We start from the raw sequence: 13,739 nt of genomic DNA, 5'->3' as shown, positions 1-13,739 counted from the left end.
TAAAAATTAACAATTGTTGATAACTTAGTGTTGAGTTGCTATGGTTTTTATTTCTTCTTTTTGTCTATTTGCTTATATTTGTTGATATAAAAATACTTTATTTAGCACAAATATTATGAGTGAAGAAAATAAAAAAGGTAGTTATTCGGCTGACAGTATTCAGGCATTAGAAGGAATGGAGCACGTAAGAATGCGTCCTTCCATGTATATTGGAGATACTGGAGTTCGTGGATTACACCATTTAGTTTATGAAGTTGTAGATAACTCAATTGATGAGGCATTAGCAGGACATTGTGATACTATTTATGTTGCAATTAATGAAGATAATTCGATTACAGTTGAAGATAACGGTCGTGGTATTCCAGTTGATTTACATAAAAAAGAAGGCGTTTCTGCACTTGAGGTTGTAATGACTAAAATTGGTGCTGGAGGTAAATTCGATAAAGATTCATATAAAGTTTCTGGAGGTTTGCATGGTGTTGGGGTTTCGTGTGTGAACGCACTTTCTGACCATTTACGTGCAACAGTTTACCGTGAAGGTAAAATCTATGAGCAAGAATACGAAAGAGGTAAAGCAATGTATCCAGTTAAACAAATTGGAACTACTGAAAAAAGAGGTACTATGGTTACTTTTAAACCAGATGCTACCATTTTTACACAAACATTAGAATATTCTTACGATACATTAGCTTCTCGTTTACGCGAGCTTTCTTTCTTAAATAAAGGAATTACTATTACTTTAACAGATAAAAGAAATTTAGCCGAAGATGGAAGTCAACCAGTTGAAACATTCCATTCAAAAGAAGGTTTAAAAGAATTTGTTAAGTTTTTAGATGGAAATCGTGTGCCAATTATTGGTCATGTAATTTCAATGGAAAACGAAAAAGGAGAAATTCCAGTTGAGGTTGCTTTAATTTACAATGAAAGTTATTCAGAAAATATTTTTTCTTATGTAAATAACATTAACACTCACGAAGGAGGAACACATTTGCAAGGTTTCCGTATGGGATTAACTCGTACATTAAAAAAATATGCAGATGCTTCTGGATTATTAGATAAATTAAAATTTGAAATTTCTGGAGATGATTTTCGTGAAGGTTTAACAGCTATTATTTCGGTAAAAGTTGCAGAGCCACAATTTGAAGGTCAAACAAAGACTAAATTAGGAAATAGAGAAGTAGTTTCTCCGGTTTCTCAAGCGGTTTCAGAAATGTTAGAAAATTATTTGGAAGAAAATCCAAATGATGCCAAAATCATTGTTCAAAAAGTTATTTTAGCTGCTCAAGCCCGTCACGCTGCAAAAAAAGCCCGTGAAATGGTGCAACGTAAAACCGTAATGGGTGGCGGTGGATTACCTGGAAAATTATCAGATTGTTCAGAACAAGATCCAGCAAAATGTGAAATTTTCCTTGTAGAGGGAGATTCGGCTGGTGGAACAGCAAAACAAGGAAGAGATAGAGCTTTTCAAGCTATTTTACCATTACGTGGTAAGATTTTGAATGTTGAAAAAGCAATGCAACATAAAGTATTTGAAAACGAAGAGATTCGTAATATTTTTACTGCTTTAGGGGTAACAATTGGTACTGAAGAAGATAGTAAAGCTTTAAATCTTTCTAAATTACGTTACCATAAAGTTGTAATTATGTGTGATGCCGATGTTGATGGTTCTCACATTTCAACATTGATTCTAACATTCTTCTTTAGATTTATGAAAGAGTTAATTGAAGGTGGTCACGTATATATTGCAACTCCACCATTATATTTGGTTAAAAAAGGTAATAAAAAAGAATATGCTTGGAATGATGATCAACGTGATTTAGCTAACGAAAGAATGGGAGGAAGTGCTGCTATTCAACGTTATAAAGGTCTTGGAGAGATGAATGCAGAGCAGTTATGGGAAACAACATTAAATCCAAATTATAGAACTTTACGCCAAGTTACAATTGATAGTTTGGCTGAAGCTGATAGAGTTTTCTCTATGTTAATGGGAGATGAAGTACCACCTCGTAGAGAGTTTATTGAGAAAAATGCCGCTTACGCAAAAATTGATGCGTAAATCGGTAGCTATAATAGGATTGTTTTTAGCTTTCTTTTTTACTCAAAAAAGTAAGGCTCAAACTCCTGAAGAGATTGAACAAATAGGGTATCTGCTTTCAGATGCCCTTTTGTATTCCCAGCAATATATAGTTCCGGCAACAGATGCGGCTGTTTATCAGGCATCTTCAGCTTGGATATTATCCCCAAAAAAGCGTAAAAAGTGGGATGTAAATTTAGGTTTGTTTACCAATGTTTTTTTTGTTCCAAAATCAGATAGAACATTTCAAATTGAAAATTCTGATTTTCAGTTTTTTGAAATAGAAGGCGCTACATCAGCGACTGTTCCAACAGCTATTGGAAATGATAATCAAGTATATTTGGTAGGGGAATTAGGAGGCGAACAAATACGTTTAAAAACTCCTGAAGGGATCAATCAAGAAACAGTAATTTATCCTTATTTGCAAGGAGGAATTGAATTACCTTACGGATTTGAATTTGTCGCTCGATATTCAACAAAAACCAAGTTGAAAAGAGGAGATTATCAAGTGTATGGTTTCGGAATTAAACATAATTTTAGTCAGTATTTTTCAAAATTGGAAGCTAAAAACATTCACTTTTCTGTTGCTAGTATTTATTCTAAAGAAGATATTAGTTTTGATTTTCTGGATATTAATACTGCTTATGGTAATCTTGGGATAAATAATTTGAATGGATTGGTAGATACTTTTCATTTTCAATTGAGTGCTTCTAAAGAGTTCAAACGATTTGAATTGATTACTAATTTTATTGTAAATCATAGTTCGTTTGAATATGTAGTAAGTGGAAAAAAAGGTTCAATTGAAGAGGTAATCCCAATTCAAGATGTTATTAATGGCCTTTTAAAGCGAATAGCTAAAGACAAAACGAATGTTTTAGGTGAAATTTCGGGTAGATATCAAATAAGCAAAATTTATCTGCAAAGTTCAATTGCTTTTGGTAAATTTGTCAACGGAAATATTGGAGTTCAATATCAATTTTAATTTAACAATTTTTAATATACACAACAAAATGAAAGTAACAATAGTAGGTGCGGGTAACGTAGGTGCAACATGTGCAGATGTTATTTCGTACAGAGGAATCGCAAGCGAAGTAGTATTAGTAGACATTAAAGAAGGTTTTGCTGAAGGTAAAGCTATGGATATTATGCAGTGTGCTACAACAACAGTTTTTAACACGCAATTAAGTGGAACAACTGGCGATTATTCAAAAACAGCAGGAAGTGATGTAGTAGTTATTACATCAGGTATTCCTAGAAAACCAGGAATGACTCGTGAAGAATTAATCGGAATCAACGCTGGAATCGTTAAATCGGTTGCTGATAACGTATTAACTCATTCGCCAAACGCAATTATTGTAGTAGTGTCAAATCCAATGGATACCATGACGTATTTAACGTTAAAAGCAACAGGATTACCTAAACACAGAGTAATTGGAATGGGTGGTGCTTTAGATAGCTCACGATTCAAATATTTCTTATCAAAAGCATTAGATAAACCAGCTAATGATGTTCAAGGTATGGTTATTGGAGGTCATGGTGATACAACTATGATTCCATTAACACGTTTAGCATCTTACAATGGTGTTCCAGTTTCTAATTTCTTATCTCAAGCTGAGTTAGATAAAGTAGCTGCTGATACTATGGTGGGTGGTGCTACTTTAACAGGTTTATTAGGAACTTCAGCATGGTATGCGCCAGGAGCTTCTGTTGCATATTTAGTAGATAGTATCTTAAACGATCAAAAACGTATGATTCCATGTTCAGTATTCTTAGAAGGTGAGTACGGACAAGAAGATATTTGTATGGGAGTTCCATGTATTATTGGTAAAAATGGTATCGAGAAAATCGTTGACGTACAGTTAAATGATGCTGAAAAAGCATTGTTTGCTAAAAGTGCAGATGCAGTTCGTAATATGAATGCAGATTTAAAATCAGTATTGTAATTTTACATCAAAATAGAATTGAAAAACTGTCAAGAAATTGGCAGTTTTTTTTTGTTATTGCTATTTTAAAAAAAGTTTTAAAAAAGTATTTTTTACGGTAAATTAATAAGTTTTCAACAATAAATAAAGGAATGTGGAATACTTTTTTAAGTTGCAAGTCTTTCATTATTAGGTTATAATAGCTTTTTATGATTAAACTTGTATAAAAAGGGTATTTTAATCCAAAATAAAATTGCTTAATCCTATTGTAAATTATATATTTGTCCGTTTTTATAAAATAGAATAAATAAAATTTAGAATAATGCAGAATAGAGGACTTATTAAATTTTTCGCAATTATCTTTGCTTTGGTATGTTTATACCAGCTTTCTTTTACTTTCGTAGCGAGTAGTGTAGTTTCTGATGCAAAAGCTTTTGCAAAGGGTGATACAACTAAAGAACTTCGTTATTTAGATTCTATCGGGAAGGAAGAAGTTTATCCAGTTTTTGGATTTACTTATAACAAAGTTAGAGAACAACAAATCAACAAAGGTCTTGACTTAGAAGGAGGATTAAACGTAATTCTTCAGATTTCGGTTAAAGATGTTTTAAAAGGATTGGCTAATAACTCTAAAAATCCAGCTTTCAATAAAGCACTTGCTGATGCAAAAGCTAACCAACAAGGAAATCAAGATTATATTGATGCATTCTTTGAAGCTGCAAATGCGGGTAAAGTAAAGTTAGCTGCTGCTGATGTTTTTGGAAACAGAAACTTAGATGAAATTATTAAATTTGATATGACCAACAAACAAGTTGAGCCAATTATCAAACAAAAAGTTCAAGAATCAGTAGAGAGTGCTTTCAAAGTATTAAGAGAGCGTATCGATAAATTTGGTGTAACTCAACCTAACATTCAGTTATTAGGGAATTCTGGAAGAATCTTGGTAGAATTACCAGGAGCTAAAGATGTTGATCGTATCAAAAAATTATTACAAAGTACAGCTCAATTAGAGTTTTGGGAAACGTATAAAATTGAAGAAGTTGGACAGTATTTGATGTCTGTTGAAGATGCATTAAAGAAAACTGAAGTAGCTGTTAAAGAAGCTCCTGTTAAAACTTCTGGTATCGATTCTTTATTAACTGATAAAGCAGATACAACTGCTGCATCTAAGAATAGTCCTTTCTTAGGTAAAATGTTAGCTCCAGGTCAGCAAGGTGCTCCACATATTGGAACATTTGCAACTAAAGATACTGCAGCAATTAATGGGTATTTAAAAAGAGCAGATATTAAAGCTTTATTACCATCTAATTTAGCTAACATTAGATTTGCTTGGGGTAAAACAAATGCTAAAACTCCAGATGTAACTGATTTATATGCATTAAAAGGTACAAGAGATAATGTTGCTCCTTTAAGTGGTGGTGTAATTGTTGATGCAAGAGATACTTTTGATCAATTAGGAAAGCCAGCTGTTTCTATGCAAATGAACGGGAATGGATCAAAAAAATGGGAACAAATTACAGGAGCAGTTTCGCAACAAGGAAATGCAATTGCTATTGTATTAGATAATATCGTTTACTCTGCTCCTGGTGTAAGTAAAGGAGCAATTACAGGAGGTCAATCAGAGATTTCTGGTAATTTTACAATCGAAGAAACAAAAGACTTAGCTAACATCTTAAGAGCAGGTAAATTACCAGCTGCTGCAGAAATTGTTCAGTCTGAAGTTGTAGGTCCATCATTAGGACAAGAAGCTATTGATAATGGTATGTTATCATTCGTTATTGGTTTTGCTTTAGTATTATTATGGATGGTAGTTTACTATGGTAAAACTGGATTCTATGCTAACTTAGCTTTATTAGTAAACATTTTATTCATTTTTGGAACATTAGCAAGTTTTGGTGCTGTATTAACATTGCCAGGTATTGCAGGTATCGTATTAACAATCGGTATGGCGGTAGATGCTAACGTAATTATCTTTGAAAGAGCAAAAGAAGAATTAGATAATGGTAAATCAGTACAAGAAGCTACAGATTATGCATTCACATGGAAAGGTGCAATGTCATCTATTATTGATGCTAACGTTACTACAGCGATTACAGCTATTATCTTATTAGTGTTTGGTACAGGTCCTATTCAAGGTTTTGCTACTACTTTATTAATTGGTATTTTTACTTCTGTTATTACTGCAGTTTTTGTAACAAGAATGTTCTTAGATTGGAGTTTAAGCAGAAATGAAAAATTAGCTTACTCAACATCATTAACTAAAACTTGGTTTAAAAACATAAATATTGATTTCTTAGGTAAAAAGAAAATTGCTTATGCAGTTTCAGGTATTCTAATTGCATTGAGTATTTTCTCTTTAGCTACTAAAGGATTAAATCAAGGTGTTGACTTCGTTGGAGGTAGAACATATCAAGTACGTTTTGATAAGGCAGTTTCTGCTCCAGAAGTTGCAGCTGATTTAGTTGCTGTTTTTGGAAGTGCTGAAGCAAAAATTTATGGAGATAATAATCAGTTAAAAATTACTACTAAGTATAAAATTGATCAAGAAGGTGAAGGAGTTGATAAAGAGGTAAACCAAAAGTTATATGAAGGTTTAAAGAAATATTTACCTGCCGATTTAACTTATGATAAGTTTGCTAATTTATATGAAGGAAAACAAATCGGAATTTTATCTTCTGCTAAAGTAACTGGAACAATTTCTAAAGACATTAAAACAAACTCTTTATGGGCAGTTTTAGGTTCATTATTTGTTGTATTCGTTTACTTAATGATTAGCTTCCGTAAATGGCAATTTGGTTTGGCTGCGGTTGTAGCAGTTGCGCATGACGTAATCATTGTATTAGGTATTTTCTCATTCTTCTATACTATTTTACCATTTAACATGGAGATTGACCAAGCATTTATAGCGGCAATCTTAACGGTAATTGGTTACTCGTTGAATGATACCGTAATTGTATTTGATAGAGTACGTGAATATTTAGATTACAATTCGTCACCAGATTTCAAAGGATTAGTAAATAAAGCGTTAAATACTACATTAAGTAGAACTATCAATACTTCTGCTACAACTTTAGTAGTATTAGTGGCTATCTTCATCTTTGGAGGTGAAACGATTAGAGGTTTCGTATTTGCTATCTTAGTAGGTATCTTGGTAGGAACTTATTCATCGTTATTTATTGCAACACCAATAATGCAAGATACAATTGGTGATAAAGAAGGTCGTAAAATGGCTGAATTCAAAAAAGAAGACTAAATAATTAGTTTACATTATAGTAAAAAGTCCTGATTTATATCAGGACTTTTTTTATATTTATAATTCTAAAATAATATATTATGAAAGCTAAACTTATTTTATTTGCTCTTGTGTTCGTATTAACGTCTTGCAATAAGAATGAAGTGTATGACGAATTTAATCGTGATTTTACAGATAATCGTTGGGAAAGTAAAGATGTGAAGTCATTTGAGTTTGAAAATATGCAATCTGAGGGAGTTTGTGAGTTGAAGTTACACTTTGGTCACATAAGCGGGTTTCAGTTTAAAGAAGTGCCTTTAGAAGTTGAAATTACAACTCCTGATGGAAAAACGGAAACACTTCCAGTTGCTATGAAACTAATTGATGATTCTGGAAAGGATTTAGGCGATTGTTCTGGTGATGTTTGCGATGTGTTTCAAACTATAAAAACATTTGAAAAACTTGAAAAAGGAAAATATAAAGTTGCCGTTAAAAGCAAATTCACAGGACCTTATTTGCCAAATGTTCTTGGAGTTGGAATACTTATTGAAAGAAAAAAATAAAAAAAAAGCGGTTAGAATTTCTAACCGCCTTTTTTATATATGTTATTGATTAAGCTTCTTTAACCACTTTCGCTTTCCATACAAAGTAAAACCCGATAAAAATAAAAGGAATACTCAACCATTGACCAGTTGATAGTGCATTGAAAATTGGATATTGCTCAAAACCACCTTGACTTTCTTTTACAAATTCTACTACAAAACGAATCGACCATAGCAAGATTAAAAACAATCCAAATAAGTAACCAGCTTTGTTTCTAGCTTCTGTTTTCCAATATAAAAACATCAAAATAGCAAACACAAAAACATAACAAATAGCTTCGTATAATTGTGCTGGATGTTTTGGTGTTACAGCAGCTAATAATTCCGCAAATTGTGGATTAGTTTCAATTGCTTTGTAAGCTTCGTTAACATCTCCAATTTGGGTTTGTTCCATTGCTTCTCTACCATTATATTTATCTCTTAAGAATTTAATTCCAAATGAAGAAGTGGTTTCAGTTCCAACGATTTCAGAGTTAAAGAAATTCCCTAAACGAATAAAAATCGCCCCTAAAGAAACAGGTATTACAATTCGGTCTAAAATCCATAGAAAGGAACGTTTGATAACTCTTCTTTGGATGTAAAACATGGTAATAATGATTCCTATTGCCGCACCATGACTAGCTAAACCAGCAAAACCTGTAAAATGTAAAGTTGGTTTTGTGCTAATTGGTAATAAAATACTCAATGGATCTTCGTGAAACAATTCAGATTGATAAAACAAAACGTGACCCAATCTTGCACCAAGCATTGTTGCGACTAAAGTGTAAACAAATAATTTATCTAATGATTCCACCGTTTCGTTTTCTCTCATGAAAATAGGTTTCATAACGTACCAACCTAATCCAAAGGCTAATACCCAAGAAAGACTATAAAAACGTAACATGAAAAATCCTAAATCAATCCCTTCCGAAGGATTCCAAACCATATTGAGTGCGTGAATCATAATTTTTGTATCTGATTAAAGCGTAAAAATAAATATTATTATTGGGAAACTTGTTAAAATTCCGATAAGAAATTTTTTCAAGAGCAATGACAATTTCAAAAATCAACTTCAAACTTGAAACTTGAAACTAACAGTAACAAAGATTGAAGAAATCAAGGAACCGGATCATAACCACTTCTTCCCCAAGGATGACAACTAAAAATGCGTTTCAAAGCTAACCAACCTCCTTTAAAAACTCCGTGTTTTTGCAATGCTTGAATCGTATAAGTGGAACAAGTAGGTTCAAATCGGCAAGTTGCGGGTGTAAATGGAGAAATCCCAACCTGATAAAATCGTACCAATAAAACAAAAGGATAAATCACCCATTGTTTTAATGTTTTTGGATATTTCGATTGGTGTTGGCTACACATGATTATTGATTAAAAAAAAGAACCTCAATTGAGATTCTTTATATTATTAAAAGGTAAAACTAGTTCCTTCTTTTCCGTCTTTTAATTGAATGCCTAATGCTAATAACTGGTCGCGAATTTGGTCCGATAAAGCAAAGTTTTTATTTGCTCTAGCTTCGTTTCGCATTCCAATTAACATTTCAACTACACCGCTTAATTTTTCGGTAGTATTTGAATTTCCTGAAGCTTCATTACTAATTCCTAAAACATCAAACAAGAAACTAGAAATGGTAGTTTCTAAAAGTTGAATATCTTCAGCTGTTAAAGATTCTTTTCCGTCGTTTACCAAATTGATATAACGCGCTCCTTCAAATAATTGTGCGATTAAAATTGGTGTGTTGAAATCGTCGTTCATTGCATCATAACAACTTTGTTTCCAAGCCGTAATATCTAATGTAGAAGTAGAACTTGCTTTCAACATCGGAATTAATTTGTACGATTCCATCAAACGAGAATATCCTTTTTCGCTAGCTAACATCGCATCGTTTGAAATATCTAAAACACTTCTGTAATGTGCTTGTAAGAAACAAAAACGTACAATATTAGGTTGGAATGGTTTTTCAAAAAACGTGTTTTCACCTGTAACCAATTCCATTGGAAGAATATAATTTCCAGTTGATTTACTCATTCGTAAACCGTTCATGGTTAACATATTGGTATGCATCCAAAAATTCACTGGCGAATGTCCGTTACAAGCTTTTCCTTGCGCTACTTCACACTCATGATGCGGGAATTTCAAATCCATTCCACCGCCATGAATATCAAATGTTTCGCCCAAGTATTTTGTGCTCATTGCTGTACACTCTAAATGCCAACCCGGAAAACCTTCACCCCAAGGCGAGTTCCAACGCATAATGTGTGCTGGAGAAGCGTTTTTCCAAAGCGCAAAATCTTGTGGATTTTTCTTTTCGCTTTGTCCGTCTAAATCACGGGTGTTAGCAAAAAGTTCTTCAATGTTACGGTTACTTAATTCCCCGTAATTCATTCCTTTTTGGTTGTAAGCAAACACATCAAAATAAACCGAACCATTGCTTTCGTAGGCAAATCCAGTATCAACCAATTTTTGAGTCAACTCAATTTGCTCTAAAATATGTCCCGTTGCTGTTGGTTCAATCGTTGGTGGAAGAAAATTAAATGCATCCAAAACCTTGTGAAAATCCACCGTATATTTCTGTACGATTTCCATAGGTTCTAATTTCTCCAAACGCGATTGTTTCACAAAACGGTCGTTATCCACATCGCCATCATCGGTTAAATGTCCTGCATCGGTAATATTTCTAACGTATCTAACTTTATAACCTAAATGTAATAAGTATCTGAAGATCACATCAAAACTCATAAACGTACGAACGTTTCCTAAGTGCACATTGCTGTAAACTGTAGGACCGCAAACATACATTCCAATATTTCCTTCATGAATAGGAGTAAAGGTGTCTTTTTCGCCTGAAAGCGTGTTGTATATTTGCAACGTTTGATTTTTATGTAATTCCATTTTTATGATTGCTCAATATTTGTGATAGTATATCTTAAAATTCTAATTTCAGAATTCTAAATTAAAACTGTGTGTCTAATTTGATGTAGTCTAAAAATTCTCTACGAACTTTATCTTCTTTGAATTTTCCGCCAAATTCAGCCGTAACGGTACTGCTTTCAATATCGCGAATTCCTCTTGAATTTACGCACAAATGTTTAGCATCAATTACACAAGCAACATCATCTGTTCCTAGAACTTTTTGTAATTCTTGAACCACTTGTATAGTTAAACGTTCTTGAACTTGAGGTCGTTTCGCATAATAATCTACTATTCGATTCATTTTTGATAAACCTACAACTGTTCCATTAGAGATGTAAGCCACATGAGCGCGACCAACAATAGGTAGTAAGTGATGTTCACAAGTTGAATAAACTACAATGTTTTTTTCAACTAACATTTCACCATATTTATATTTATTGTCAAAGGTAGAAGAACCCGGTTTTTTATTAGGATTTAATCCACCGAAGATTTCTTTTACAAACATTTTTGCAACACGATTTGGTGTTCCTTTTAAACTGTCGTCAGTTAAATCTAAACCTAATGTGTTTAAAATATGTTCAACATCTTTTTTGATTAATTCAATTTTTTCTTCGTCAGTAATATCAAAAGCATCATCACGCATAGGAGTTTGAGCACTCGTTGCAATATGGTCGTTTCCTATTTCGTCCTGAAAATCCTCGTTTTGTGTCATTTTACTAATTTATTTTAATAGCAATTTTAAAAGTGTTGCAAAGATAAATAATAAACTTTAAAAAATATTTGTAAATGTTAATTATTGAAAAAAAAGTAACCGAGTTTAAATTTTTGTTAAATTTGTGATTCTATAAACTATATTATCAAACTATAAAATGAAAAAAATTTTACTATTTATTACTTTTATTCTATATGGAATTACAAATGCACAGAATTTAAATAAAGGTTGTGAGTTTAATTATCAAGCTTATTCAAAGAAGATTTTTGAGGATCAGGCTAAAGGGATATTTAAGAGTGTATTATCATGGGATTTTTCAAAATTAGAAAATGATGTAGAATATTCAATTGAGATTGTTCCTGTTAGAGATTGTATTAATAAAGAAAGCGCAATAAAATTCAGAGAAACAGTAATTTTGTCAAGTAAAGATGAGAATTTAAAAAAGAAAGACTCAAAAGAAATTAGTCATTCTGATTACATGACAAAATGTTTTAAATGGCGTATTATTTTGGTAGATGTTAAAACATCTTGTAGGAAAGTAACAGATTGGGAATTTATCTCTTTCATAAACAATTAGTAACAAGATGAAAAAAAATATTTTATTTCTACTTTTAATATTTTCAGTAGGTGTGTATTCACAGTCTCCTACATGCGCTGGTGCTGAGCCAATTTGTTCTGGGAACGTAGCGCCTTTCCCTAATACTGTTAATCAGCCGTCAATTGGAGGTCCAGGTTGTTTAGGTTCTTCGCCTAATCCGGCTTGGTTTTATTTTCAAGTTGGTCAATCTGGAAACTTAGAATTTACAATTAATCAAGGAAACAATGTTCCTAATTATGATAATCAAGATGTAGATTTTATTCTTTGGGGTCCTTTTGGGGCTCCTAATTGTAATAATCTATTTGATTTTAGCCCAGGAGCTACTGTTAATAATATTGTAGATTGTAGTTTTTTACCTGATAATGTTGAATTTGTGTCTGTTCCAAATGCAATTTCTGGTCAATATTACATGTTATTAATAACAAATTATGATAATGATCCAGGTTTTATAGAATTAAATCAAACAAATCTTGGGCAAGGAGGAGCTGGTTCAACTAATTGTAATATTGTATGTGGTGTTAATTTAGGTCCAGATCAATTGTTCTGTAATTCTACTATTAATAATTATACTTTAACTGCGACATTTAATCAGTTGCCTACAACGCCGGGTTCTCCTATTTATTCATGGTATTTGGGTGGGGTTTTACAAACTACCACTACTACAAATACACTAAATGTTACTCAAGAGGGAATTTGGTCGGTTAGTGTAGTAAGACCAGGATGTTCTGATGTAGCAACAGATACGATAGAAATAAGGTTTGATTCGCCTCCAAATTTAAATACTCCCAATGATATTTTAGCACCCAATGGTGCTTGTAGTCATGTTTTTAATTTAACTTCTGTTGAATCTGCTATGTTGTCACCAGCATTGCCTTCTAATTATGTAATAAGATATTATTTAGACGAAGGAGATTGTTTTGCGGGTAATGGTAATTATATTACAAATCCTTCTGCATTTTCAGCATCAGCAACAACTACTATTTATGTTAGAGTTGAAAATTTAGGAAATCCAGCTTGTTCAGATTCTAATCAATATTTTAATGTTGTTATTAATTGTATTCCTTCTGCTTGTTCGTTAACACTTACATCTCCAGGAACAACAAATAATCAGATAATTTGTCAGAATAGTCCAATTGCAAATATTCAATATACTGCTGGTGGAGATGCAACAAACGTAACGGTTACAGGTTTGCCAACAGGCTTAACAACAAGTTATGCAAGTGGAGTGTTTACAATAAGTGGTACGCCAACACAGTCAGGAACTTTTACTTATACAGTAAGTACTGTTGGTTGTACACCAAACTTAACAGCTCAAGGAACTATAGTTGTCAACCCAACAGTAGTCCCTGTAACAGGATTTACATATCCAACACCAGTTTGTAGCAATGGATCAAACATTACTCCAACACCTGTTGTAGGATTTACCACAGGCGGAACATATAGTTCAACGCCAGGTTTATCTATCAACGGATCAACAGGAGAAATTAACGTTGCAGGCAGTACACCAGGAAATTATACTATTACCTATTTATATCCAGCCACTACTTGTGGTCCAGTAGGAAGTAGTACATTTAATATTACAATTACGGCTTTACCAGTAGCAACAATTTCATATGCGGGTTCACCATATTGTGCAACAGGTTTAGCAACGGTAACCCAAACAGGAAATACAGGAGGCGTTTATTCTTCAACAC

10 protein-coding genes and 1 pseudogene are annotated in these 13,739 nt (G+C 32.7%); 7 read left to right on the top strand and 4 right to left on the bottom strand.

Going from position 1 to position 13,739, the window contains the following annotated elements:
- Positions 1 to 115 precede the first annotated feature (115 nt).
- From gyrB to OJ995_RS05160, 5 genes are all read left to right on the top strand, one after another.
- A complete protein-coding gene (gene gyrB / locus OJ995_RS05180; protein WP_264368461.1) occupies positions 116 to 2,056 on the top strand; it encodes a DNA topoisomerase (ATP-hydrolyzing) subunit B in 1,941 nt (646 codons plus the stop codon).
- Positions 2,028 to 3,056, top strand: a complete 1,029-nt coding sequence (locus tag OJ995_RS05175; protein ID WP_264368460.1) for a DUF6588 family protein — start codon at positions 2,028 to 2,030, stop codon at positions 3,054 to 3,056. The genes gyrB and OJ995_RS05175 overlap by 29 nt, the downstream gene beginning before the upstream one ends.
- Before the next feature lie 28 nt (positions 3,057 to 3,084).
- The gene (gene mdh, locus OJ995_RS05170; protein WP_264368459.1) at positions 3,085 to 4,017 is read left to right on the top strand and encodes a malate dehydrogenase; all 933 of its coding nucleotides are present in this window, start codon (positions 3,085 to 3,087) and stop codon (positions 4,015 to 4,017) included.
- Positions 4,018 to 4,318: 301 nt separating this feature from the next.
- Positions 4,319 to 7,249 carry a protein translocase subunit SecDF gene (gene secDF / locus OJ995_RS05165; RefSeq protein ID WP_264368458.1) on the top strand — a complete coding sequence of 977 codons (2,931 nt, stop codon included), beginning with the start codon at positions 4,319 to 4,321 and terminating at the stop codon, positions 7,247 to 7,249.
- An 80-nt stretch (positions 7,250 to 7,329) separates the two neighbouring features.
- On the top strand, positions 7,330 to 7,791 hold the full coding sequence (locus tag OJ995_RS05160; RefSeq protein WP_264368457.1) for a gliding motility lipoprotein GldH family protein: 462 nt from the start codon (positions 7,330 to 7,332) through the stop codon (positions 7,789 to 7,791).
- Between the two features lie 49 nt (positions 7,792 to 7,840).
- On the opposite strand, the gene lgt is transcribed toward OJ995_RS05160, so the two are convergent.
- From lgt to folE, 4 genes are all read right to left on the bottom strand, one after another.
- Positions 7,841 to 8,773 (bottom strand): prolipoprotein diacylglyceryl transferase, encoded by a 933-nt coding sequence (gene lgt / locus OJ995_RS05155; protein ID WP_264368456.1) that lies wholly within the window; start codon positions 8,771 to 8,773, stop codon positions 7,841 to 7,843.
- A gap of 152 nt (positions 8,774 to 8,925) precedes the next feature.
- Positions 8,926 to 9,183 (bottom strand): membrane protein insertion efficiency factor YidD, encoded by a 258-nt coding sequence (yidD, locus tag OJ995_RS05150; protein WP_264368455.1) that lies wholly within the window; start codon positions 9,181 to 9,183, stop codon positions 8,926 to 8,928.
- 46 nt (positions 9,184 to 9,229) lie between these two features.
- Positions 9,230 to 10,714, bottom strand: a complete 1,485-nt coding sequence (gene cysS, locus OJ995_RS05145; RefSeq protein WP_264368454.1) for a cysteine--tRNA ligase — start codon at positions 10,712 to 10,714, stop codon at positions 9,230 to 9,232.
- 61 nt (positions 10,715 to 10,775) lie between these two features.
- Positions 10,776 to 11,447, bottom strand: coding sequence for a GTP cyclohydrolase I FolE (gene folE / locus OJ995_RS05140; RefSeq protein WP_264368453.1), 672 nt, complete (start codon positions 11,445 to 11,447; stop codon positions 10,776 to 10,778).
- 157 nt (positions 11,448 to 11,604) lie between these two features.
- On the opposite strand from folE, the gene OJ995_RS05135 reads away from it, so the two are divergent.
- Entirely contained in the window at positions 11,605 to 12,024 is a 420-nt protein-coding gene (locus tag OJ995_RS05135) for a hypothetical protein (protein WP_264368452.1), read from the top strand.
- 7 nt (positions 12,025 to 12,031) lie between these two features.
- Positions 12,032 to 13,739 (top strand): annotated as a pseudogene (locus tag OJ995_RS05130) (T9SS type B sorting domain-containing protein); the annotation flags it as partial.

The organism is Flavobacterium lacisediminis (genome assembly GCF_025909975.1).
In the GTDB taxonomy this organism is placed as follows: Bacteria; Bacteroidota; Bacteroidia; order Flavobacteriales; family Flavobacteriaceae; genus Flavobacterium; species Flavobacterium lacisediminis.
Note: the sequence above shows the minus strand (reverse complement) of the source record. Positions and strands in the feature narration are given on the sequence as shown.

Coding starts and splice junctions, on each gene's coding strand:
- OJ995_RS05175 (WP_264368460.1), top strand. CDS start 2,028: ATGCCGCTTACGCAAAAATTGATGCGTAAATCGGTAGCTATAATAGGA.
- cysS (WP_264368454.1), bottom strand. CDS start 10,714: ATGGAATTACATAAAAATCAAACGTTGCAAATATACAACACGCTTTCA.
- OJ995_RS05135 (WP_264368452.1), top strand. CDS start 11,605: ATGAAAAAAATTTTACTATTTATTACTTTTATTCTATATGGAATTACA.
- lgt (WP_264368456.1), bottom strand. CDS start 8,773: ATGATTCACGCACTCAATATGGTTTGGAATCCTTCGGAAGGGATTGAT.
- OJ995_RS05160 (WP_264368457.1), top strand. CDS start 7,330: ATGAAAGCTAAACTTATTTTATTTGCTCTTGTGTTCGTATTAACGTCT.
- mdh (WP_264368459.1), top strand. CDS start 3,085: ATGAAAGTAACAATAGTAGGTGCGGGTAACGTAGGTGCAACATGTGCA.
- folE (WP_264368453.1), bottom strand. CDS start 11,447: ATGACACAAAACGAGGATTTTCAGGACGAAATAGGAAACGACCATATT.
- yidD (WP_264368455.1), bottom strand. CDS start 9,183: ATGTGTAGCCAACACCAATCGAAATATCCAAAAACATTAAAACAATGG.
- gyrB (WP_264368461.1), top strand. CDS start 116: ATGAGTGAAGAAAATAAAAAAGGTAGTTATTCGGCTGACAGTATTCAG.
- secDF (WP_264368458.1), top strand. CDS start 4,319: ATGCAGAATAGAGGACTTATTAAATTTTTCGCAATTATCTTTGCTTTG.